Below are 22,179 nucleotides of genomic sequence, written 5' to 3'. Positions count from 1 at the left end.
CTGTGATTATTAAATTAGGAATAAAAAACAAATGACAATACCTTATGAAATGATTGTAAAAAGGATTGAAAAAGGAAACAGTCTTCATGAGCAGGGTAAAAACAAAGAGTCTCTCGATATCTATTTTTCCGTCTTGGATGATCTTCGTAACTCTTATGAGAATATTTATGATATTGATGAGACTCGATGGTTAATAAGATGCATTTATAATGTTTATTTTTCTTTGAAGGATTATATTTCTGCAGAAAAATGGGCTAAGGAAGTATTTAACTGTAACATTCCTTACAAAGCAACATCAGAGTTAATTAATTTAGGGAAAGTATATGTTGAACTTGGCCTAGAGAATGAGGCAATGGAGCAATTTGAAAAAGCCTATCAAAAGGGGAAAATAAGAGCATTTCAAGGATTAGATAATAAATACCTACAGTTTTATTTGTCTCATAAAAAATAAAAATATTTTCAATGGCAATATCACGACGACGAAAGCGGGTTGTCTTATAACCGCTATCGCTATTAAGATGTCAGTGCCCTGCGGTATTTATCGCCAGACCCGATAGGTTTAGCCGGCGGCGTTAATGCGTACGCCGATGTGCCAAGCCCGCTGAGCTGGGTGGATCCGTTGGGGTTAACAAGCTGTAAGTTAGCCGAGGCCATAGAAGAGGCTGGAATATCAAGACCCGCCAACTCAGAAGCGCATCATATTGTTCCGGAAAGAGCTCAATCGGCAGGCCCTGCGAGAGATATATTGAATAAACATGGCATTGATATTAACGGCGCAGATAACGGCGTATTTTTGCCGAATCGTCATAATACCGATGACCTGCCGGGGATAGAGCACAATGGCAGGCATCCTGATGATCATATTGATGATACAAATGAAAGAATAAAGCGTGCAGATCGTAAGGGTGGCAAGTTTCAAATTATTACAGAACTAAGAGTAATGCGAAACATCCTTCTCAAAGCAAACCGTAATACATCATGGAGTAATGTATTAAAATGAGTAAAATATATAAACTAAGGTCTGATGTAGAAGGTTTTTGTTCATTTATTGAAAACTATCCTCAAGGGCAAGAAAGCATTATTGGTTTAGCAATGGATCAAGACTGGCGATTCTTCGATGATAGTTATGTTCCAATCACTCTTGAATTACGAAGAAATGGAACAGGCAAGAAAAACTTTAAGTTTGATATTAGCAGTGCACTATCCCCTTTTTTATAATAAGTGAAAATACTCTCAGTTTATTAAGTGATATTTTGTTACCCAGAGGGCAAATTTTACCTATCATATCACGGAGTAAAAAGAAAAAATTCTTTGGATATTATCCAACAAACTCACTATCGAATTGTTTCAATCACGAACTTTCAGACTATATAGAATACCCCAATGGCTTGATGATTTATAAACCGGTGTTAATATCTGAAAATATTTCAGATGAGTATCTTTTTTCTATCGAAGAAGGTATTAATTGGTTTTTTGTTACAGACAAATTCAAACAACGCGTAGAAGAAGCCGGTTTATTAGCCTTCGACTTTTCATGGGAAATACCTACATCGTGAGAAGGAAAAGCCGAAAGGAGTGTGTATTCTTTTCGGCTATTTTTATTTTCATGACACCATTAATTCCAAAGTTCATGTCAAACCCAGCCTAAGATGAGTTATATAAAATTAATAACACCGCTATCTAAACCAGTAAGTAAATAACCTAAACGCTGGCAATACAACGCCTATCACGAAATTACCCTCGAACAAGACGAGCTGGGTAATCAGACCCAGTTCGAGTATCTGCCCCACTCGACCCTGCTCAAACACATCATCTATGCAAATGGCACCAGCGAAGAATATCGCTATGACAATATACATGGGCAGGTCAGCGGCATCGCCTCACGCTGCTCGGCAGCTATCACTATCGCCACGATGAATACGGCAACTGTATTCAAGACAGCTATGGTTCTGACCAACACGCCGTGCGCCATTACCGTTGGGACGGCGAGCGACGCCTACCTATGATGTGATTATTTTGCGGCAGCGTTTTTTGCCATTATGATGTCACTCACTTTTCTTGATAGGGCTTTCCATGATTTGGTTAATGCTGGCAACGCTGGTGGTGGTATTTATTGTCGGCTTTCGGGTGCTGAACTCCGACGCGCGACGCGCGTCTCAAGCTCTAACGAAACGGTTGAACATTGAGCCGGTGTATGTTGAGTCGATGTTGAGCCAGATGGGGAAAACGGCTGGTGGAGAGTTTATCAGCTACCTGCTGCAGGATAATGAGTCGCACATGGGGAATGCCGCTGGCGTGTTGCTTATTTATCAGACATTTATCGTTGATGAATCAGACGAAAGCTTAACATTTTGGCGCTCGGTTCTGCGCAAAGCCCATCTGCCCACTGAAATTACCCATAAACACGTGCGCTTGGCGCTAACATTTTTGCGCGAACTTGAGCCAGATCCTAACGAGATGGCGGCCTATCGTCTGCGCTACAACGCAAGATTCACGGCAATATCCACGGAAGACGGTGCGGCTAACAGCAACGTCTACTATATGGATGGATCTTCAGAGCAAGATTAGTTCGTTGTCGGCCACTGAATATCTCGCCCAAAACCTAACGGCTATGAGGATGCGTAGTTATTTCTGCTATGCATTTTAAATAACATATATACAATGCGCATAAATTAGCCTGCGAATAGTTATTTTTTATTTTAATTATCTGCGGGACTATCATGCATGTATACAGTCTGATAATGTGATCACCTTAACGATTCATACGCTTGTAGTGTCTCTAATCCAATCAAATAACGACTCAAAAATGCAAACTCATACTTCTGTTGAACAAGCCGCAGAGCCTGTTGCAACGCCGTCAACATTTAAAGAAGGCGTAGTGGATAGTCTGCCTATTGTGATTGGTTACTTTCCCGTCGCCTTTGCTTTCGGTTTAACCGCAGTAAAACTCGGGTTCTCTCCGCTCGAGAGCATTTTCTTTTCCAGCGTCATCTATGCAGGTGCCAGCCAATTTGTGATCACCGCATTGCTCAGCGCGGGGATGTCTCTATGGGTTTCAGCACTCACCGTGATGGCGATGGATATTCGTCATATCCTGTATGGCCCGTCGCTACGTCATCGTATTGTTACCCGAATGAGTCCGGGGAAAACCGCACTGTGGGCATTTGGCCTAACTGATGAGGTGTTTGCCGCCGCAACCAGCAAACTGATGCGTGATAATCGCCAGTGGAGCGAAAACTGGATGATTGGCATTGCGCTTTGCTCGTGGCTTTCTTGGGTGATCGGCACCGCCGTAGGTGCTGTTTTCGGCAATGGTCCCCTGAAGGCCTATCCGGCCATTGAAGCGTCCCTCACCTTTATGCTGCCCGCGCTCTTTTTGAGCTTCCTGTTAGCCTCCTTTAAGCGCCAGCAAAGCTTTACGGTAGTTGCATCCATCGCAGCGTCTTTGGCCGCGCTGCTTATTTTCTCGATCCCTGCTTCTATTTTGGCCGGTATCGCAGCGGGTTGCATTGCCTCATTGTTGAGTCCTAAACCACAACCCATCCCAGAGGTTTGCGATGATTAGTCATTTCTCCTTCAGCAGCCTCGCCATGGACTCGACGGTAATCACCATCAGCTTAGTTGTGGGGGCGGCGAACTTCCTTTTTCGTTATTTGCCGCTTCGACTAGGCCGCGCACGTAAAAGCGATACGGCTAAGCAAGGTATTGTCACCCTTCTGTTAGACAATATTGGCATCGCCTCAATTTGTGCGTTGTTGGTGGTTTCCAGCACGCCAGAGATCTTAGCCCAGCATGAACGCCTGATCCCCACCCTGTGTGGTTTCCTTGCTCTCGCACTGTGCTTCTACCGCTCGCAAAGCATCATTATGTCAACGTTATCCGGCGCTGTGACCTTTGGGCTGGTTTTTAAGATGATGATGATGTTCACCTGATTTCGACTGAATGATATTAACCCGTCAAACTATTTTTATGGATAATGTTTCTAACAGCAATTAATAACAATTATTGCTAATTATTTATGTGTTAGATTATTTACATTATTAATCCCTGTAGTTACTATACCGCCTGAAACTAATGAGGTTACACCCATGTCAAGTTCTATAGCTCATATTGAGGAAATGCTGAAGCAACGCGCGCTCCGTCAGAAGGACTTCCCTTATCAAGAAATTTTACTGACGCGTTTGTGCATGCACATGCAAAGCAAATTGTTGGAAAATCGCAACAAAATGCTAAAAGAACAAGGGATTAACGAAACACTGTTCATGGCTCTGATCACGCTGGATGCACAAGAGAGCAAAAGTATTCAGCCATCTGAACTGAGCGCGGCGTTAGGCTCATCACGCACCAATGCCACCCGCATTGCCGATGAGTTAGAAAAACGCGGTTGGATCGAACGTAAAGAAAGCGACAGCGACCGCCGTTGCCTGCATTTACACCTAACCGAAGCCGGTGAGGCGTTCCTCGGGGAAATTATTCCTCCGCAGCATAAATGCCTGCATTTCTTATGGTCTACTCTGAGTGCGGACGAGCAACAACAGCTCGAAACCTTAACGCGCAAGCTGCTGGGTCGTATCGAAGAAATGGAACAATCTGGCCTAACGCAGTAATCGCGCGCCAACTCAATCGTCAGGTATTAACCATGCAATTCCCTATTCGTAGGCAAATGACTGTGCTCGCTACGATGCTTCTGCTGGCTGGCTGCGCATCAACTAATAATATTGAACCGCAGTCTTCACTGCTGAACTCACAGCAATTGCAGTTATCGACGTCGACGAACGCCGCCAAAGCGGTGAGTATCAACTGGTGGACGGCAGCCAACGACGCGCAGCTTAATGCGTTGATGACCGACGCCCTGAAAAATGCGCCGACGCTGAAGCAGGCGGCAGCACGCGTACGTGAAGCCGAGAACGCGGTAGGTATGGCGAACTCGGCCAACGGCCCAAATTTGGATTTAACCGCCAACAGCCGCCGCGATCGTTTCTCCAAGAACACAATCCAGCCGCTGGCGCCCAACGTGCCAAATCCACAGCCGCTGTATGAAACCACCAATAACTTAGGCTTAAGCTTTAGCTATGAGTTTGACTGGTGGGGGAAATATCGCAATCAGGTGAATGCCGCAAAAGCTCAGGTGAATGCCGCTCAAGCTGAACAACAGCAAACGGCGTTGTCTCTGACATCTGCTATTGCGTCTGCGTATTATCAGTTGCAAAGTGACTATGCGATGCAGGATTTGCTCAACCAGCAAATCCAATCCTATCAAGCATTGGCTGAAATCAATGAGCAGCAATACAACGCGGGCGTCATCGGCATTGAAGTATGGCAACAGTCGCAGGCACAGGTTGATATTAATCGCCAGCTCGTGACACAAATTCAGACGCAAATTGATTTGCTGTCTCACCAAATTGCCGCATTGACAGGGAAAAGCGCCGCCGGAAAATCCAACCTCCAGCGCGTTGCCTTACCGGATAGCAATCTGCTAACACCGCCCACAGAGTTAACTATCAATCTGTTGGGGCAACGCCCAGATATCACGGCTCAGCGAGAGTTAGTCGAATCGTATGAACAAAGCGTTCAGGCGGCCCGCAAAGATTTCTATCCAAGCGTATCCATCAGTGGTTTTGCCGGTTTTACCACTGCCAACTTTAAAGGCACCAACCCCACTCTGCTTGAGGCCGCGAGTAAGGCATGGAATTTAGCGCCAGCGATTTCGTTGCCAATCTTCCACGCGGGTGCGCTACAGAGCAAATTGGGTGAAGAATCAGCGCTATACGATCAGGCGGTAGAATCTTATAACCAGACTATCCTTAGTGCAGTTCAAGATGCGGCTGATGCTATTACCCAGCAACAAAGCGCAAGCCAAATGTATCAGCAGGCACAGGGCGCTTCGCAGTCTACGGGGCAGGTTTACCGTGTTGCACAGGCTCAGTACCAAAGCGGGCTGACAGGACGTCTTCCTATGCTCAACAGCGAAACTCAGCTGTTACAACAGCAACAGGCAGAATTGAATGCCAAAAATAATCTGTTGCAGTCAAAAATTGATCTTATTCGTTCACTTGGCGGCGGCTACCAAGCCCCAGCAGTGAATTCAAAAGCATAATATTTTAGTAAGGCGGAGATACACATGAGCGAAAGCGTGGCAGCTCAAACCACTCAGCAGCAACCTTCAAACAAAAAGAGACAGCGCAAAACGTGGCTCACGATTTTGACCATCATTTTTGTTGTTATTGGCATTGCCTATTTGGCTTATTGGTTCCTCGTTCTGCGTCATCATCAGGAAACTGACGATGCGTATGTCACCGGTAATCAGGTGCAGATCAGTGCACAGGTTTCCGGCAGCGTAACCAAGGTTTATTTCGACGGAACCGATCTGGTTAAAGCCGGTGATATTCTGGTTACGCTCGATCGTACCGATGCGGAGCAGGCCTTCGAGAAAGCTAAAACCGCGCTGGCAAACAGCGTACGTCAAACCCACCAGCTGATTATTAATAGCAAGCAGTATCAAGCCAACATTCAGCTGCGTAAAACCGAGCTGAATAAAGCGACCGATGACTATAAACGTCGCCAAGTTTTAGGCAGCGTTAACGCTATTGGCCGTGAAGAACTGCAACACGCGCAAGACGCCGTTGAAAGTGCGAAAGCCGCATTGGACGTTGCCGTTCAGCAGTACAACGCCAATCAGGCGTTGATTCTGAATACGCCGCTAGAAAAACAACCAGCCATTCAACAGGCTGCAGCGCAGGTTCGTGATGCATGGCTGGCGCTGGAACGTACTCAGATTCGCAGTCCTATCACCGGTTATGTATCACGCCGTAGTGTTCAGGTGGGCGCTCAAATCACCCCAAGTACCCCGCTGATGGCGGTTGTTCCTGATAACCAACTGTGGATTGATGCCAACTTTAAAGAAACCCAGTTAGCCGGTATGCGTATTGGCCAACCGGCTACCGTCGTGAGCGATATGTACGGTGACGACGTGGTTTATAAAGGTAAAGTCGTCGGTTTAGATATGGGTACTGGCAGCGCGTTCTCTCTGCTACCTGCGCAGAACGCGACCGGTAACTGGATCAAAGTAGTTCAGCGTTTACCTGTGCGTATTGAGCTTGATGCGAAACAGATTGCAGAGCATCCGTTACGTATCGGTTTGTCTACGCTGGTGACGGTGGATACCGCGAATGCCGACGGGGTAGTGCTGGCAAATACCGTACGTAAAACGCCTGCATACGAAAGTAATGTCCTGACGTTGAATCTGGAACCGGTGAATCAGGTGATTGCCGAGATTATTCAGGCTAACGCAAGCTAAAAACGGCAGAGGTTAACGTGCAACAAAAACCGCTTGAGGGCGCACGGCTTGCATGGATGACGGTGGCGCTAGCAATGGCCACCTTTATGCAGGTTCTGGACTCGACGATCGCCAACGTGGCGATCCCTACGATCTCCGGGAATCTGGGTGCATCTAACTCGCAGGGAACCTGGGTGATCACATCATTCGGGGTGGCAAACGCCATCTCGATCCCGATCACCGGCTGGCTAGCAAAACGCTTCGGGGAAGTTCGCTTATTCCTGTGGTCGACGATCCTGTTTGCCGTCGCGTCTTGGCTATGTGGGATCTCCTCTAGTCTGGAAATGCTGATCTTCTTCCGCGTTTTGCAGGGGATCGTCGCAGGCCCGCTGATCCCGCTTTCGCAAAGTCTCTTGCTCAGTAACTATCCGCCAGCGAAGCGAAGTATGGCGTTGGCGATGTGGTCGATGACCGTAATCGTCGCGCCGATTTGTGGACCGATTCTGGGTGGTTATATCAGTGATAACTATCACTGGGGCTGGATCTTCTTTATCAACGTCCCTCTAGGGATTGCCGTTGCGCTGGTCGCGATGTCTACGTTGAAAGGACGAGAAACCAAAACCGAGATCAAACCTATCGACACGGTGGGGCTAGTACTTCTGGCGCTTGGCGTGGGCTGTCTGCAGGTCATGCTGGATAAAGGTAAAGAGCTCGATTGGTTCAACTCCACCGAGATCATTGTGCTGACGGTTGTCGCCGTGGTAGCGCTGTGCTTCTTGCTGGTCTGGGAACTCACCGATGATCATCCGGTCGTCGATCTGTCGCTCTTCAAGATGCGAAACTTTACCATCGGCGTGCTGTGTATCAGCTTGGCCTATATGCTCTACTTTGGCGCCATTGTTTTGCTGCCTCAGTTACTGCAAGAGGTCTATGGGTATACCGCAACGTGGGCCGGTCTGGCATCTGCACCTGTCGGTTTGATTCCGGTTCTGCTTTCGCCAATTATTGGTAAGTTTGCGCCGAAACTGGATATGCGCCGCCTAGTGACTTTCAGCTTCATTATGTATGCGGTTTGTTTCTACTGGCGTGCTTATACCTTCGAACCCGGCATGGACTTTGGCGCATCCGCGTGGCCGCAGTTTATTCAGGGCTTCGCCGTGGCGTGCTTCTTTATGCCATTGACCACCATCAGCCTTTCTGGTCTTCCACCAGAACGTTTGGCGGCGGCATCGAGCCTGAGTAACTTCTGTCGTACGTTGGCGGGTTCAATCGGGACGTCGATTACCACTACGCTGTGGACGCGCCGCGAAGCACTGCACCATTCACAGCTAACGGAATCGGTGAACCCCTATAATCCGATAGCGCAACAGACATACAGTGAACTGGAAAAGCTGGGCATGAGCAGCAAGCAAGCTTCAGCCTACTTGGCAAATGAGATTACCGCGCAAGGTCTGATTATTTCGGCCAACGAGATATTTTGGATTTCAGCTGGCGTATTCCTCGCCCTGCTGGTGCTGATTTGGTTTGCTCGTCCACCGTTCTCAACCGCCGGCGGCGGTGGCGGCGCGCACTAGTTAGTAAAGTATCGTTAAAGATAAGGCTCAGACTTCGGTTTGGGCCTTTTTATTTGAATTAATAGCTTTTGTTTGGCTATAGCTAGCTGCAACCTTCCTTGCGGTATGGATGACGCGCAATAGGCGTACCACATCAAGTTCCAAAGCATAAACCATAACAAAAGGAAAACGGGGAACAACTAGCTTCCGCCGGTTAGCATTGCCATTAATTGAATGACCCGACTTAGGATGTTGAGCAAGGAGTACTGACAACGCGACAAAACGATCATCCGTGGTAATCGCGACGCTAGCTCCAGCCCTTCGAGCTAAAAATTGGAAAATCGAGACTCTGTCAGCGACCGCTTGATTTCCCCATGTCACGAAGCTCACAGTTTACCCTGCCGTGCCAACGTTTTTAGTCGATCCATTTCTGAATTCATTTGTTCATCAGAAATAAACTCTATTTTTCCGCCATCATAATCACTAAATGCCTGCTCGATAAGCACTTCAAGCGCAGCATCCGCATGCGCGGACTGGAACTGACGTTCCTCCTCAGCCAACTCTTCAACTCGTTCCCTCACCAGCTCAGTTAAAGTCATCTTTTTGCGCTCCGCAGCCTGCATAGCAAGACGTTTGGTTTCTTCTTCAATACGAAAATGGATAGTACTCATTATGTGCAGCTCTCATTTAAAATCTGTGGTGTCATTTGTGTTGTCATTATGACCAGATAATAAACAATAGCCAGCTCACTTTTGTGCTCACTACAAGATAGCGCGGCAGATAGAAGAAGAAAACATCAGACACCAGTTACAGTCTAATTGCATTCAAATCAGCAATACTCCTCGCAAATTCCGTTCATAAAAAATGCCCTGAGAGCATGAACTCGCAGGGCGTGAGCATTTATATACTGGCCATCGAAAAATGGCCGACAGAAGATTACTGCATCAACAAATACAGTGAGCTATCACCACGTTGGATGTTCAGCGCCAGAACCGGTGGTTTGGAATCCATAATCTTGCGCAGTTCGCCCAAGTTGGCGACCGGCTGCTGGTTCACGCCCAGAATAATGTCGCCTTTCTGTAAGCCAACGCGTGCCGCCGTTGAACCTTTTTGCACGTTATCAACCTTAACGCCTTTAACGTTACCGGTGGTCACGTTGCTCAACTCTGCGCCTTCAATGCCAGCAAAGACATTGCTTGATGCGACTTGGCTTTGTTGACTCTGCTCTAAGGTCACGTCAACCGTGATTGGTTTACCTTCACGGATCAGGCCCAGTTTCAGCTTGCTGCCCACCGGCATAGTCCCGATCTCAGCACGGAACGACGCGAAGCTGGAGATCGCTTTACCGTTCAGCGAGACCACAACGTCACCGGCTTTAATGCCCGCTTTCGCCGCAGAAGATTTCGGCAATACTTGGCTAATGAATGCGCCACGCTGTGCATCTACCTTCATGGCCTTAGCCAATTCAGAGTTCAGCTCGGTGCCCATAATCCCCAATTCGCCACGTTTCACCTGACCAAACTCGACCATCTGACCAGTGAGGTTTTTCACCATGTTGCTTGGGATAGCGAAGCCGATACCTATATTACCGCCGTCCGGTGCCAGGATCGCGGTGTTAATCCCAATCAGCTCACCGTTCAGATTCACCAGCGCACCACCGGAGTTACCACGGTTAATGGCCGCATCTGTCTGGATAAAGTTTTCGTAGTTTTCAACATTCAGGCCACTACGTCCTAGCGCAGAAACGATACCTGAAGTGACGGTTTCACCCAGACCATATGGGTTACCGATAGCCACGGTGTAATCACCCACGCGCAATGCATCAGAATCGGCCATTTTAATCGCCGTTAAGTTTTTCGCGTCTTTCAACTGGATCAAGGCAATATCCGTACGTGGATCGGTGCCGATCACTTTCGCGTCATACTTACGTCCATCGCTCAATTGAACTTGGATGGAATCTGCGTTTTCCACGACGTGGTTATTCGTCGCAACGTAACCTTTGGCTGCATCGATAATGACGCCAGAACCCAAGGCTTTGAATTTTTCTTTAGAAGGGCCATTGGCGCCGCCGCCCTGACACATCGGTGAACCGCTAAATGGCGAGCCTTCCTGACAGAAAGGAGAATTATCACCAAAGAATTGCTGGAATTGCTGTGGCATACGCGCGTTGTTATTCACAGTCGCACTACCTTCCACATTGATGCTCACAACGGATGGCATCACCTTCTCCAGCATGGGTGCCAGACTAGGTAGCTGCTGGCTGGTCGCAGCCGACGCCGTTTCAGCCGCACTGGCTGACATCGGGCTTAACGCCATTCCCAAACTCAATGCTACTGCACTCAATACTAAAGTAGATTTTTTCATAGAACTTTTTTCTCTTGTATTATCAACGATAAATAATGTGGGGGAACACTTAACATTATCCAGATACTCTTATCTATAAAGTAGGTCTGATTCGAGCATTTTCAATATGTTCCAACTAATCTAATCTCTGGCAAATAAGCCATGATATTTGTGCATATTAAGAGTCGAATAAAACAATGAAGTTCCCTTTACATGAGTCAAGGAAGCGTAAAAAATTATGGCAAGCCTTTACAAAACTAGACTTTATTCATCATCCTTATTATTCCGCTGCCATTAGGCGTCGATATTCATCATATGCATAAAGATCGGTCATACCGCTGATATAGTCTTGAATTAAACGGGCCCGATGATAATACTCTCGAACCTCATGCTGCTCGTTAGATAGATGTTTAATCTGTTTAAGGGCTTCACGATAAGCGGCAAGGTGCTTCCCCGAAAGCTTATGAAATAGCCGAGTTTCAATAGGAAATTTTTTATGTTTATTATCTTCAACGAGTTGAGCAAAGTCGTCTGTTGGCATATCAAGCAAACCACTGTAGATATCTAATAGTCCAGTGATAACGCGATATCCCTGCAGCTCAAGCTGCTCAACTTCGTGATGATTAAACACATAGCTACGCGCAACATTTTTAAACACATCAAGCAGACGATTTTCTTGTCCTTCATCGTCAATGAGCGGCTCATTAAATGCCCCTTCAACAATTGACTCAAGATGACGACAGAAACGGTCGGCGGCATGCGGCACCAATACTTTAATGACATTAACTCTCAAATACATGAAGAACGCTTCTGAGCGACCCGCTTTTTGCATACGGCAATATGCGTCATCCACAATCGTGGCGAAGAGTTCGCCGTCTCCATTTTTGTTCCATTCAACTTTGAGGTAGTCATAAAGCTGTTCTACGGTAAAAATGCTTTTTTCTACCGCATCCTCTAAATCTGCAACACAATAGGAGATATCATCCGCTGCTTCCATTATATAAGTCAGAGGAAAGCGGTGGTATTGCTGGATATTCACTTTTTTTTGTAAGGTATGAATAAAACTTTCTTCCGCCCAATAATAGCCGGGCTTTTTCATTAAATAACTATATTGCTTCGGCTTCTCACCGGTCCAATAGGCTGGGCGGGTATATTTAAAAACACAGGCAATTTGCGCGTAGGTTAAATTTAATCTCAATAAGGTATGAATAAGTCGTATTGCCTGAGCATTACCTTCAAAATTACAGAGATCAATTCTAATTTTAGCGCGCAAAGTATTCAGATCTGCATCAGCCATGTCACGACGCAATGCAACAACCTGACACTGTAATTCATCATCTGAACACTTCTGACCTTCAGCAATTACGCCTAATCGTCGACTAAACCAATCGTTAATCGCTGATTCGCCAAAGTGGCCAAACGGTGGATTGCCGATGTCATGCATCAGACACGCCATTTCAACGATACTTTCAAAGGAATCAAGATACAGATCCAGACCGAGTTCGCTTATGCGCTCTGTTCTTTTCAAATGATGGATCACTTCTTTAGCAATATGCCGTCCAACCTGCTGCACTTCCATCGAATGAGTCAGGCGGCTCCGAACGGCGGCGTTGCGTTCCAGAGGAAAGACCTGTGTTTTCTGCTGTAGTCGGCGAATGGCAGCTGAATTGATAATACGACCACGATCGCTTTCAAAACGTCGTGCTATTTCATATCCATCGTCGAGTTCTTGGCAATCTGCGCTATAGAACCGCTGATAGCAAAATTTAGCACCTAGGTTAATATCCATTCTGCATCCTTTTCCAAGCCCTCAAACAACAGACAAAAAATAACCAATAAAAGAATACGCTAACAGTAATATACTGAAAATTCATCCTTTTTTCGCCATCCCTCTTGCATTAGCGGCCCATTTACAGCCAAAAGCACTTTTTATCTCCTCATGATAGACTAGGGCAGGTCTTTGAATGGCTTAAGCTTGAATATTTAACGAGCATTAACTCACAATTTTGCAGGTATTATCATGAAAGTAGGCATCATTGGTGCAATGGAGCAAGAAGTTGCTGTGCTGCGCGATCGCATCGAAAATCGTCAAACGCTGCAGCGTGCAGGCTGTGAAATCTATACCGGCACCCTTGGTGGTGTTGAAATCGCTTTGCTCAAATCGGGGATTGGTAAAGTCTCTGCCGCGATGGGTACCACCTTGCTGCTGGAACACTGCCGCCCAGACGTGGTGATAAACACGGGTTCTGCTGGCGGTTTGGCTAACACGCTGAAAGTGGGCGATATTGTCGTTTCTGATGAAGTTCGCTATCACGATGCCGATGTGACTGCTTTTGGCTATGAGCCAGGGCAAATGGCTGGTTGCCCTGCCGCATTTGTCGCAGACGCCAACCTGATTGCGCTGGCAGAGCGCTGCATCGCTGCGCTGAATCTGAATGCGGTTCGCGGCTTAGTTTGCAGCGGCGATGCTTTCATTAACGGCGCAGAGCCGCTGGCTCGCATTCGTGCAACCTTCCCAAACGTTGCTGCGGTTGAGATGGAAGCAGCAGCGGTTGCCCATGTTTGCCACGCATTTAACACGCCGTTTGTGGTTGTGCGCGCTATCTCTGACGTGGCGGATAAAGAATCGCACCTGAGCTTTGATGAGTTCTTAGTGGTTGCCGCTCAACAGTCGTCACTGATGGTCGAAGCGATGCTGCAGGAATTCGCTAAACAGGCTTAAGACATTATGAGACCCCAAAAATGAAACTGAAACAGCCTGTCTCACGCCTGTTAGGCGCTCTTTGGCTGCTGCTGTGTCTGCCGCTCTCTGCGGCAGACCGCGTCATTAGCCTCTCACCACATACCACCGAAATGGCGTACGCCGCCGGACTGGGCGATAAGATGGTTGCGGCCAGCGCTTATTCTAATTATCCGCCAGCTGCGGAAAAACTCGAAAAAGTGGCCTCATGGCAGGGAATAAACCTTGAACGTATTCTCGCGCTGAAGCCTGATTTAATTCTGGCGTGGCGCGGAGGTAATCCTCAGCGCGTGCTCGATCAGCTGGCCGGATTCAATATTCCCATCTTTTATTCCGATCCTAAGAGCATTGATGGGATCGCTGACGATCTCGATCGCTTAGCCTCTTATAGCCCAACGCCGAAAGTTGCTCACGATGCAGCAAACCATTTTCGTGACGAGGTGAAAATGCTACGTGAGAAGTATCAACGCCCAACGGCAACTCGCGTACTAATGCAGTTTGGCACCCAGCCACTTTTCACGACCTCTAAAGCCACCATCCAGAGCGATTTGTTGTCGCTGTGCGGCGCGACAAACATTTTTGCTGACAGCCCAGTGCCTTGGCCTCAGGTGAGTCGCGAGCAAGTCATTGTCCGTAAACCACAGGTGATTGTAGTCAGTGGTTCGCAAGAGCAAGTCGAAACGGTGAAACGGTTTTGGCAACCACAGTTAAACGTTCCCGTTATCGCCATCAACGAAGACTGGCTAAACCGCAGCGGCCCGCGCATTATTCTGGCAGCTCAATCTCTTTGCGAGCAGTTAGATAATCTCACGCCTAAAACGGCACAATAGCTAAAAACACTTTTCTTTAACCAGTGAAGAAAAGTGTTTAATTCTGTATCCCGCCATAGAAAGTGTTCAAAATTCAATGTATCTTATTGCATCATAAGAAATAAAATAATCAATTAAAACAATAATTTAATTACATAATCACTCACTCTCGTATTTGACAGTTGTCATACATTGCAGAGGAACAGACAGGGGAACCAACCATGCTGGTATATTGGCTGGATATTTTAGGCACCGCGGTATTTGCCATCTCAGGCGTTTTATTAGCAGGTAAACTGAGAATGGACCCATTTGGCGTACTGGTTTTAGGCGTTGTTACCGCCGTTGGTGGCGGAACTATTCGTGATATGGCACTCGACCACGGCCCTGTTTTTTGGGTCAAGGATCCTACCGATCTCGTTGTGGCAATGGTTACCTGTCTGGCAACCATTGTGCTGGTACGGCAACCACGTCGCTTACCAAGCTGGGTCCTGCCAGTACTGGATGCGGTTGGTTTAGCGGTATTTGTGGGTATCGGCGTTAACAAAGCATTTGCCGGTGGCGCAGGCCCGCTTATCGCCGTTTGTATGGGGGTGATTACCGGCGTGGGCGGTGGCATGATCCGCGATGTTCTCGCGCGCGAAATCCCGATGATCCTGCGCACTGAAATTTATGCAACGGCCTGTATTATTGGCGGTATTGTCCACGTAACCGCTTATGCAACCTTCGGAATGGCTCTACAGAACGCGATGATGCTAGGCATGTTCGTGACGCTAGCCATTCGCCTTGCCGCTATTCGTTGGCATTTGAAACTGCCCACGTTTACTCTGGACAGTTAACAGATCCTTCTAGGAGCGGTACTTAGCCGCTCCTACCAATGCACCATCTTGAATCTATTTATCTTCAAGCATTATGAAATAAAGTCCTGCCTCTGCGGTGTAAACACATCAACTAACGTCCCCGCCTCGATGCATACACAGCCATGCGTAACATTTGGCTTTTTATAGAGCGTGTCGCCCGCACTCACCCGATGCGTTTCGTCACCAATCGTAAAATCGAAAACGCCTGATTTTACGTAGGTACTCTGTTCATGTGGATGATTGTGCAATGGGCCAATCGCCGCTGCTTGGAAGCAAACCTCCACCATCATCATACTGCCACCATGCGCGAGAACCTTTCGGGTAACGCCTTCACCGGCGGGTTCAACTGCAATATTTTGGTAAAAGAAAAACATGGTTTATTCCTTTCGATATAGGCTCTTCGTTAATATATTCGCCATAGTTAAAGCAACGTTTTCTTAGTGCGCAAGGCCAAACGTGTATTTAATAAAAGCGGATAAGATAGTGAAATCAGGATCGGCGAAGGTCACGCCAGTGGCACCTAAATAGCTGAATAACGGCAAAACCAGCGCGGGAAGAAAACACAATAATAAGCCGTTAACGAAGCTTGCGATGATTGCACCTCTTAAGCCACCGGTGGCATTACCAAAGATGGCTGCGGTACCACCGCAGGTAAAGCTGGCGAGAATTCCCGGCACAATAATCGGTAAGCCAAGCGATGGGAAAATCGCAATACAGCAAAGTTCAGCAAAGAAACTCACTAAAAAACCAATCAATACCGCGTTAGGCGACTTATCAAAAAGAACCATGGGATCAACAGCCGGAATTGATCCGGGAGCAATAGTTTGGGAAATACCTTTAAATGCGGGAACAATCTCCTCGGCAAATAACACCACGCCTTTTTTAGCAATAAATAGACCACCGGCAAACACCGCCGATTTTTCCAACAGCCAAACAAGATAAGGTTTCTTCTCCATAATGCTAACCAAATATTCATTGCTGGAGAATAAAGAGGAGACACCAAGAAGGCAGAACATGGTGAGGAACGTTGCTACGTCTGAGTTTTTCAAAAAGCTGAATTTATCGCTGACGTTAACGTGTTCGACGTTAACAGAGGTGTTGCCAAACCATTTACCTAAGAAAGAAGCGATAAGATAAGAACTGGATGCTGCGTGAGCGATACAATAATCATTATGACCGATAATTTTTCGACTAAACCGGGACAAAATTGTTGGAAACACGGCCATATAGACGCCAATAACAACTGAGCCAAAGACGATGGAAAATAGCTCGCTATAGCCTAAACCCACCAGTGCTGCTGTCACTGAAAAAGCCATAAAGACAATAAGATGCAATGACAGATAGATAGATTTAAATCGTGTATATCGCGCAAGCAGTATATTAATTATCATGGCAAAAAATAGAATAATTGCCGCAGGCCGACCTAGTCGGTCAATAGTCAGCGCCATAATCGCTTCGTTACTGGGAACCACGCCCCTCAAGCCAAATGCGTGAGTAAACAGGTCGCTGAACATGGTCAATACGCCACCCAGTATTCCGCCTCCGGTTTTAATCAGCACAAAGCCTAAAAAGGCTAATACGGTCCCTTTTATAATCGTGGTTAACTTTGCCTTTTGCAGGCAAAGTCCGCAGAAAGCAATAAAAGCTATGATGATCGATGGTGTTCCAAAAACCTTTAATAAATAGTCCATGAGAAACCTTATTTTTATATTAAGTTTAAAAATCATGTCCAGCAAGAAACGGCAACACTCATCCCCTCATCAAATAGCTAATTTAATGAGCCGCATTCTTTTTATAAATAAAATTTGTTATTAGGCGTATTAATTTATTCCGTAGAAAAATAGTTAAATACTCTCTACTGTTATTTAATTAAATAATCCCCAACCATTTCACATGGCATAAAATTTATAATTTTGGCTAATATATCTAACACCAAATGTAAAAAGACATCTGAGTAAGTAGGTTTATTGACTCATGCTTCGCCCCATTATCCCCATAAAAATGAACCGGCATTTCAAGTAGAGAAACATTCTACCAAAAAGGAGCAATATTTTTGTGACACCGATAACTAAACCTGTATTTCAAAAATTATGAAACGAAATTAAAAGACGTTTGATGATGATCACCCGTAAAGCAGCGCGGCGGCAATAAATACGGCCTGTCTTTGACTACACTTTCTGTTGCGGATTACTTTCAGCATATAATTTCTCTTACAGCAGATCCTAACGCTCAGGTACGAAGCGCTAAGATCATGAGCACTCGGTAATCCAAAACGCTACCGAGGAATATATCTATGCAATTAAGTACTTATCTTTTCTTTGACGGGAACGCTGAAGAGGCAATTGCGTTCTATGCTCAGGCGCTAGACGCCGAAGTTTTATTCAAAATGCGCTTTGGTGACGCTCCTGTCGATGATGCTCAATGCGCAACCACGCCACCGTTCCCTACCGATAAAATTATGCATGCTTCGCTTAAAATCGGAGATAGTTTGCTTATGCTGAGCGATGGCAACATGTGTGAGGAAGAGAAAAAGCACGGCGGCTATGCCGTTAGCCTGCACTCGAATGACTTAACACAGGGGAAAATTTGGTTTGAGCGACTATCGGAAGGGGCAACGGTGACGATGCCTTTTCAGGAAACCTTTTGGGCTTTAGGATTTGGGATGCTAACCGATAAGTTCGGGATCCCTTGGATGGTGAACGTAGAAAAGGCCATGGGGTAGTGGGTTGTTAAAAACAAAAAGCCCGCGATAGACACGGGCTTTATTTACTAACAGTTAAACACTGAAAGAGGAGCCGCAGCCGCAGGTCGATTTCGCGTTCGGGTTAGTTACGATGAAACGAGAACCTTCCAAACCTTCGGTATAATCGACTGAACCACCAACCAGATATTGCAGGCTCATTGGATCGACTACCAGCATAACGCCCTGCTTCTCAATGGTCATGTCACCGTCGTTTACCTTATCGTCAAAGGTAAAACCATACTGGAAGCCGCTACAGCCTCCACCGGTGATATAGACGCGCAGTTTCAGATCCGGGTTTTCTTCGTCTGCGATCAGTACTTTAACTTTATTAGCTGCAGCTTCGGTAAACTGCAACGGCAGAGCCATATCTTCACTCATTTCTCACTCCCAAACTCTGCTTTTCACAGAATGTTTCTACACAACATGGAGACACGTACATGCAGGTATCGTCAGAAATCCATGTTGATTTATGCGGTCATTATCTAATACCTGACTAATTCGTTCAAGTATTGCTCGTCGGTAACGATGCCTTTTCCGCTTCTTGCTGAGCTGCTTGTTCTTGAGCCTGCTTTTGTGCCAGCTCCTGACGCTTGAGCGTTCTTTCTAAGATGCAAGAGTACAGCGGTTTTCCACCTAAAAACTGGGCTAATAGTGTAGCGCCAAGACAGGTAATGATCATCGGTAAAATGAGCTGATAGTTATCGGTCATTTCTAAAACCAGCACGATTCCGGTGAGCGGAGCCCTAACGGTGGCGGCAAATAGGGCCCCCATTCCGGCAATGGCGAACGTGCCAGCCTCAATGCCGTATTGTGGAAACAGATGTGCACTTGCCATCCCAAATGCCGTTCCCAGCAACGTTCCCAAAGCCAGCATAGGCGCAAAAATGCCGCCTGGCGCACCGGAACCAAAGCACAGTAACGTAGTGACTACGCGGGCAATAAAGATAAACAGCAACATGCCCATCGTGTAATTCCCAGCAGCAGCAATTGGGATGAGATTAAAACCACCGCCCGCAGCCTCTTGCTGAATCAGTCCTAGCACGCCGCACAGCCCGCCTAGAACGCCGCCAATCAGCACCAGTTTGCGCCAATCGCCACCGTGTAACCGCTGGAACATATCCTGAACACGTAATACGCCACGGTTAAACATTACCCCGACCACGCCAAAAATCATGCCGAGCAGCAGGTACAGCCACAGAGTATTAATGCCAACGTTGCCCAACTTACCCACTTCAATGACCGTGCGTTCGCCGTTGAAAAAACGGAACACCACGCAGGACATAATAACGCCAATAAAGACCGCTTTGATTGAAATCAGGCTATAGCGAAACTGCGGGCGCATCTCCTCAATCACAAATAAGATGCCCGCCAGCGGCGCATTAAACGCGGCGGTTAACCCCGCAGCCGCACCGGTTGCCAGAAGGCTATGGCGCGCCTCCGTGCTGCGAGCGCGAAACAGGTCATATACCATTTGGCCAAGGTTCCCCCCCATCTGCACGGTGGGTCCTTCGCGTCCTAACACCATGCCAGCGCCAAGCGTTCCCAAACCACCGAAAAACTTCACAGGGATCACTCGCCACCAGCGTACCGGACGTAAATTTTCTAGCGCCCCTTCAATTTCGGGAATGCCGGAACCGCCTGCCTCTGGGGCAAAACGGCGGACCATATAATAGCCAAACATCGCTAACAGCGCGGAGCCAATAAACGCCATCGGCCAAACAATAATCCAATAATCAGCTACGTGGGCCAATCCACCCAATCGCTGCTGCTGCACCCAATCGACGCTTTTTTCAAACGCTACGCCGATAAGACCCGCAAGAGTCCCGACCACCGCGGCCATTAATAAGATGGCCACTGGAGTTTTATCGCGGCGTAAAATTTGCAGCATCACGTCACTACGACGCAAACGCGTGGCAGACGGCAGAGAAGTTTGTTGTTCTTTCTGTGTCATAATCAGTCAACTAAAGGTGTGGTTGATAAGTAATACAAATAAAAGAAGCGTTATTCTACATGGCAAACGTCGCTAAGTCCCCTTTGTGAGTGAGAGATTGCTACTCCATAAGGATAGCGTTTAGATCCACGTTGTGGAGATTGAATTATGTTCAACGCCAACCTGACGTTTTTCTTCATTTCATCTCAGTGACGACTTCTTTAGAATAGAAGCGACTTTTTACATTCAGCACAGGTCAGGAGCCGATTTATGAGTAAGTCTGAAAGTCTGTACGCTCAGGCAAAAGAGCTAATTCCGGGTGGCGTTAACTCCCCGGTTCGCGCCTTCACCGGCGTTGGTGGTGTGCCTTTATTTATTGAGCGCGCAGATGGCGCTTACCTGTACGATGCCGATGGCAAAGCCTACATTGATTACGTTGGCTCATGGGGACCAATGGTTCTCGGCCATAATCATCCAGCGATTCGCGAAGCCGTGCTAGAGGCCGTTGGACGTGGTTTGAGTTTTGGTGCACCAACCGAAATGGAAGTAAAAATGGCCGAACTGGTCACCACGCTGGTGCCAAGCATGGACATGGTGCGCATGGTGAACTCGGGTACAGAAGCAACCATGAGCGCCATCCGCCTTGCTCGTGGCTTCACAGGGCGCGATAAGATCATCAAGTTCGAAGGTTGCTACCATGGCCACGCCGATCACCTGCTGGTGAAAGCTGGCTCGGGTGCCCTCACCCTAGGCCAACCAAACTCTCCGGGCGTTCCGGCTGACTTTGCTAAACATACGCTGACCTGCACCTATAACGATATTGAGTCCGTTTTACAGGCGTTCAAACAATACCCTGACGATATCGCCTGTATCATCGTTGAACCGGTAGCGGGAAACATGAACTGCATTCCTCCGCAGCCTGAATTCCTGCCAGGTTTACGTGAGCTGTGCGACCAATACGGTGCGTTGCTGATTATTGATGAAGTGATGACAGGCTTCCGCGTTGCGCTGGCTGGCGCACAGGATTACTACGGCGTGACACCGGACTTAACCTGCTTAGGCAAAATCATCGGCGGCGGCATGCCCGTTGGCGCATTCGGCGGTCGCCGTGATGTGATGGAAGCACTGGCACCCACCGGTCCCGTTTATCAAGCCGGTACGCTATCAGGTAACCCTGTCGCGATGGCCGCGGGCTTCGCCTGCCTCAACGAGATCTCTCAGCCGGGCATCTACCCACAGCTAACCGAACTGACCGACAACCTCGCTTCCGGCCTGTTAGATGCTGCGCAGAAAGAAGGTATTCCACTGGTAGTGAATCACGTGGGCGGCATGTTCGGGATCTTCTTCACCGATCAGGAAACCGTTACCTGCTACCAGGATGTGACGCGCTGCGACGTGGAACGTTTCAAACAGTTCTTCCATTTGATGCTGCAAGAAGGCGTGTACTTCGCTCCTTCAGCGTTTGAAGCGGGCTTTATGTCGCTGGCGCATTCTCAGGAAGATATTCAGAAGACCATCGACGCTGCGCGTCGTTGTTTTGTGAAGATGAAGAAGTAGGTTTTATCCCACGTACGCCGCGGTGCGGCGTACGGTTTTCACTAAATATCGTTCATTTTAATCACGTGTTTGGATCCAGAACGCATGGATAAGCCCCGGAATATACCCTAGCAGCGTTAAGATAATATTTAGCAGAAAAGCACCACCAACCCCTTTGTCTAACAACACCCCTAGCGGTGGCAATATAATGGTGAAAACAATTCGCCAAAATCCCATCTCACTCTCCTTAAATTGTGTTAATGAATTCCCATCATCTTGATGAGACACAACATTAAGCATAGACCGCCATCCACAACTTGGTAAAAACTCAGATAATTAGACATAAAAAAACCCCGCCGTAGCGAGGTTTAGTGTTTACCCATTAGCGAAAA

24 protein-coding genes are annotated in these 22,179 nt (G+C 47.3%); 15 read left to right on the top strand and 9 right to left on the bottom strand.

Going from position 1 to position 22,179, the window contains the following annotated elements:
* Positions 1-31: 31 nt before the first annotated feature.
* The 10 genes from AB3Y96_RS04860 (at position 32) to emrB (ending at position 8,850) form a co-directional block, all read left to right on the top strand.
* Entirely contained in the window at positions 32-451 is a 420-nt protein-coding gene (locus tag AB3Y96_RS04860; protein WP_367298612.1) for a hypothetical protein, read from the top strand.
* Between the two features lie 138 nt (positions 452-589).
* Positions 590-1,000, top strand: coding sequence for an AHH domain-containing protein (locus AB3Y96_RS04855; RefSeq protein ID WP_254663930.1), 411 nt, complete (start codon positions 590-592; stop codon positions 998-1,000).
* Positions 997-1,218 (top strand): hypothetical protein, encoded by a 222-nt coding sequence (locus AB3Y96_RS04850; RefSeq protein ID WP_367298611.1) that lies wholly within the window; start codon positions 997-999, stop codon positions 1,216-1,218. The genes AB3Y96_RS04855 and AB3Y96_RS04850 overlap by 4 nt, the downstream gene beginning before the upstream one ends.
* 855 nt (positions 1,219-2,073) lie before the next feature.
* Positions 2,074-2,568, top strand: a complete 495-nt coding sequence (locus AB3Y96_RS04845) for a DUF1198 family protein (protein WP_072309004.1) — start codon at positions 2,074-2,076, stop codon at positions 2,566-2,568.
* Between the two features lie 238 nt (positions 2,569-2,806).
* A complete protein-coding gene (locus AB3Y96_RS04840; protein WP_072309005.1) occupies positions 2,807-3,565 on the top strand; it encodes an AzlC family ABC transporter permease in 759 nt (252 codons plus the stop codon).
* 25 nt (positions 3,566-3,590) lie between these two features.
* Entirely contained in the window at positions 3,591-3,932 is a 342-nt protein-coding gene (gene ygaH, locus AB3Y96_RS04835; RefSeq protein WP_072309034.1) for an L-valine transporter subunit YgaH, read from the top strand.
* A 156-nt stretch (positions 3,933-4,088) separates the two neighbouring features.
* Positions 4,089-4,607: a transcriptional repressor MprA gene (gene mprA, locus AB3Y96_RS04830; RefSeq protein WP_046458672.1), complete on the top strand. Its 519-nt coding sequence runs from the start codon at positions 4,089-4,091 to the stop codon at positions 4,605-4,607.
* Between the two features lie 32 nt (positions 4,608-4,639).
* Positions 4,640-6,097 (top strand): efflux transporter outer membrane subunit, encoded by a 1,458-nt coding sequence (locus tag AB3Y96_RS04825; protein ID WP_072309006.1) that lies wholly within the window; start codon positions 4,640-4,642, stop codon positions 6,095-6,097.
* A gap of 24 nt (positions 6,098-6,121) precedes the next feature.
* Entirely contained in the window at positions 6,122-7,297 is a 1,176-nt protein-coding gene (gene emrA, locus AB3Y96_RS04820) for a multidrug efflux MFS transporter periplasmic adaptor subunit EmrA (RefSeq protein ID WP_367298610.1), read from the top strand.
* Between the two features lie 17 nt (positions 7,298-7,314).
* Positions 7,315-8,850, top strand: a complete 1,536-nt coding sequence (emrB, locus tag AB3Y96_RS04815; protein ID WP_040046772.1) for a multidrug efflux MFS transporter permease subunit EmrB — start codon at positions 7,315-7,317, stop codon at positions 8,848-8,850.
* Between the two features lie 27 nt (positions 8,851-8,877).
* Here the strand turns inward: emrB and AB3Y96_RS04810 are convergent, their stop codons facing one another.
* From AB3Y96_RS04810 to dgt, 4 genes are all read right to left on the bottom strand, one after another.
* Positions 8,878-9,219 (bottom strand): type II toxin-antitoxin system RelE/ParE family toxin, encoded by a 342-nt coding sequence (locus AB3Y96_RS04810; protein ID WP_367298609.1) that lies wholly within the window; start codon positions 9,217-9,219, stop codon positions 8,878-8,880.
* On the bottom strand, positions 9,216-9,500 hold the full coding sequence (locus AB3Y96_RS04805) for a damage-inducible protein J (RefSeq protein WP_072309009.1): 285 nt from the start codon (positions 9,498-9,500) through the stop codon (positions 9,216-9,218). Before AB3Y96_RS04805 ends, AB3Y96_RS04810 begins: the two co-directional genes overlap by 4 nt.
* A gap of 265 nt (positions 9,501-9,765) precedes the next feature.
* Positions 9,766-11,193 (bottom strand): serine endoprotease DegP, encoded by a 1,428-nt coding sequence (gene degP / locus AB3Y96_RS04800; RefSeq protein WP_072309010.1) that lies wholly within the window; start codon positions 11,191-11,193, stop codon positions 9,766-9,768.
* Positions 11,194-11,452: 259 nt separating this feature from the next.
* On the bottom strand, positions 11,453-12,961 hold the full coding sequence (gene dgt / locus AB3Y96_RS04795) for a dGTPase (protein ID WP_367298608.1): 1,509 nt from the start codon (positions 12,959-12,961) through the stop codon (positions 11,453-11,455).
* 231 nt (positions 12,962-13,192) lie between these two features.
* Between dgt and mtnN the strand changes: the two genes are divergently transcribed.
* The 3 genes from mtnN (at position 13,193) to AB3Y96_RS04780 (ending at position 15,557) form a co-directional block, all read left to right on the top strand.
* Positions 13,193-13,894, top strand: a complete 702-nt coding sequence (gene mtnN, locus AB3Y96_RS04790; RefSeq protein ID WP_072309012.1) for a 5'-methylthioadenosine/S-adenosylhomocysteine nucleosidase — start codon at positions 13,193-13,195, stop codon at positions 13,892-13,894.
* Between the two features lie 20 nt (positions 13,895-13,914).
* Positions 13,915-14,742 carry a vitamin B12 ABC transporter substrate-binding protein BtuF gene (gene btuF, locus AB3Y96_RS04785; protein ID WP_367298607.1) on the top strand — a complete coding sequence of 276 codons (828 nt, stop codon included), beginning with the start codon at positions 13,915-13,917 and terminating at the stop codon, positions 14,740-14,742.
* A 200-nt stretch (positions 14,743-14,942) separates the two neighbouring features.
* A complete protein-coding gene (locus AB3Y96_RS04780) occupies positions 14,943-15,557 on the top strand; it encodes a TRIC cation channel family protein (protein ID WP_072309014.1) in 615 nt (204 codons plus the stop codon).
* Positions 15,558-15,628: 71 nt separating this feature from the next.
* Here the strand turns inward: AB3Y96_RS04780 and AB3Y96_RS04775 are convergent, their stop codons facing one another.
* Both AB3Y96_RS04775 and AB3Y96_RS04770 read right to left on the bottom strand, forming a co-directional pair.
* Positions 15,629-15,952, bottom strand: coding sequence for a cupin domain-containing protein (locus AB3Y96_RS04775; protein WP_367298606.1), 324 nt, complete (start codon positions 15,950-15,952; stop codon positions 15,629-15,631).
* Between the two features lie 63 nt (positions 15,953-16,015).
* The gene (locus tag AB3Y96_RS04770) at positions 16,016-17,305 is read right to left on the bottom strand and encodes a PTS ascorbate transporter subunit IIC (RefSeq protein WP_367298605.1); all 1,290 of its coding nucleotides are present in this window, start codon (positions 17,303-17,305) and stop codon (positions 16,016-16,018) included.
* A 566-nt stretch (positions 17,306-17,871) separates the two neighbouring features.
* Here AB3Y96_RS04770 and yjdN point away from each other — a divergent pair.
* Entirely contained in the window at positions 17,872-18,300 is a 429-nt protein-coding gene (yjdN, locus tag AB3Y96_RS04765; RefSeq protein WP_072309017.1) for a VOC family metalloprotein YjdN, read from the top strand.
* 54 nt (positions 18,301-18,354) lie between these two features.
* On the opposite strand, the gene erpA is transcribed toward yjdN, so the two are convergent.
* Positions 18,355-18,699, bottom strand: coding sequence for an iron-sulfur cluster insertion protein ErpA (erpA, locus tag AB3Y96_RS04760; protein WP_025800446.1), 345 nt, complete (start codon positions 18,697-18,699; stop codon positions 18,355-18,357).
* Positions 18,700-18,823: 124 nt separating this feature from the next.
* Positions 18,824-20,272: a H(+)/Cl(-) exchange transporter ClcA gene (gene clcA, locus AB3Y96_RS04755; RefSeq protein ID WP_367298604.1), complete on the bottom strand. Its 1,449-nt coding sequence runs from the start codon at positions 20,270-20,272 to the stop codon at positions 18,824-18,826.
* 249 nt (positions 20,273-20,521) lie between these two features.
* Here clcA and hemL point away from each other — a divergent pair, with 249 nt between their 5' ends.
* Positions 20,522-21,808: a glutamate-1-semialdehyde 2,1-aminomutase gene (hemL, locus tag AB3Y96_RS04750; protein ID WP_072309019.1), complete on the top strand. Its 1,287-nt coding sequence runs from the start codon at positions 20,522-20,524 to the stop codon at positions 21,806-21,808.
* A 57-nt stretch (positions 21,809-21,865) separates the two neighbouring features.
* Here hemL and AB3Y96_RS04745 read toward each other — a convergent pair whose 3' ends face one another.
* Positions 21,866-22,024 (bottom strand): YqaE/Pmp3 family membrane protein, encoded by a 159-nt coding sequence (locus AB3Y96_RS04745; protein ID WP_367298603.1) that lies wholly within the window; start codon positions 22,022-22,024, stop codon positions 21,866-21,868.
* Positions 22,025-22,179 lie beyond the last annotated feature (155 nt).

Origin of the sequence: Hafnia alvei, assembly GCF_964063325.1 — a bacterium.
GTDB classification, from domain to species: Bacteria; Pseudomonadota; Gammaproteobacteria; order Enterobacterales; family Enterobacteriaceae; genus Hafnia; species Hafnia alvei_B.
This window is presented reverse-complemented; position numbering and strand designations above follow the sequence as displayed.

Bases quoted from the DNA above. Each gene is read 5' to 3' on its own strand.
- AB3Y96_RS04745 (WP_367298603.1), bottom strand. From the start codon at position 22,024: ATGGGATTTTGGCGAATTGTTTTCACCATTATATTGCCACCGCTAGGG.
- AB3Y96_RS04780 (WP_072309014.1), top strand. From the start codon at position 14,943: ATGCTGGTATATTGGCTGGATATTTTAGGCACCGCGGTATTTGCCATC.
- degP (WP_072309010.1), bottom strand. From the start codon at position 11,193: ATGAAAAAATCTACTTTAGTATTGAGTGCAGTAGCATTGAGTTTGGGA.
- AB3Y96_RS04840 (WP_072309005.1), top strand. From the start codon at position 2,807: ATGCAAACTCATACTTCTGTTGAACAAGCCGCAGAGCCTGTTGCAACG.
- AB3Y96_RS04845 (WP_072309004.1), top strand. From the start codon at position 2,074: ATGATTTGGTTAATGCTGGCAACGCTGGTGGTGGTATTTATTGTCGGC.
- AB3Y96_RS04850 (WP_367298611.1), top strand. From the start codon at position 997: ATGAGTAAAATATATAAACTAAGGTCTGATGTAGAAGGTTTTTGTTCA.
- hemL (WP_072309019.1), top strand. From the start codon at position 20,522: ATGAGTAAGTCTGAAAGTCTGTACGCTCAGGCAAAAGAGCTAATTCCG.
- clcA (WP_367298604.1), bottom strand. From the start codon at position 20,272: ATGACACAGAAAGAACAACAAACTTCTCTGCCGTCTGCCACGCGTTTG.
- AB3Y96_RS04805 (WP_072309009.1), bottom strand. From the start codon at position 9,500: ATGAGTACTATCCATTTTCGTATTGAAGAAGAAACCAAACGTCTTGCT.
- ygaH (WP_072309034.1), top strand. From the start codon at position 3,591: ATGGACTCGACGGTAATCACCATCAGCTTAGTTGTGGGGGCGGCGAAC.
- AB3Y96_RS04770 (WP_367298605.1), bottom strand. From the start codon at position 17,305: ATGATTTTTAAACTTAATATAAAAATAAGGTTTCTCATGGACTATTTA.
- btuF (WP_367298607.1), top strand. From the start codon at position 13,915: ATGAAACTGAAACAGCCTGTCTCACGCCTGTTAGGCGCTCTTTGGCTG.
- mtnN (WP_072309012.1), top strand. From the start codon at position 13,193: ATGAAAGTAGGCATCATTGGTGCAATGGAGCAAGAAGTTGCTGTGCTG.
- yjdN (WP_072309017.1), top strand. From the start codon at position 17,872: ATGCAATTAAGTACTTATCTTTTCTTTGACGGGAACGCTGAAGAGGCA.
- mprA (WP_046458672.1), top strand. From the start codon at position 4,089: ATGTCAAGTTCTATAGCTCATATTGAGGAAATGCTGAAGCAACGCGCG.
- emrA (WP_367298610.1), top strand. From the start codon at position 6,122: ATGAGCGAAAGCGTGGCAGCTCAAACCACTCAGCAGCAACCTTCAAAC.
- AB3Y96_RS04860 (WP_367298612.1), top strand. From the start codon at position 32: ATGACAATACCTTATGAAATGATTGTAAAAAGGATTGAAAAAGGAAAC.
- AB3Y96_RS04825 (WP_072309006.1), top strand. From the start codon at position 4,640: ATGCAATTCCCTATTCGTAGGCAAATGACTGTGCTCGCTACGATGCTT.
- AB3Y96_RS04775 (WP_367298606.1), bottom strand. From the start codon at position 15,952: ATGTTTTTCTTTTACCAAAATATTGCAGTTGAACCCGCCGGTGAAGGC.
- erpA (WP_025800446.1), bottom strand. From the start codon at position 18,699: ATGAGTGAAGATATGGCTCTGCCGTTGCAGTTTACCGAAGCTGCAGCT.
- dgt (WP_367298608.1), bottom strand. From the start codon at position 12,961: ATGGATATTAACCTAGGTGCTAAATTTTGCTATCAGCGGTTCTATAGC.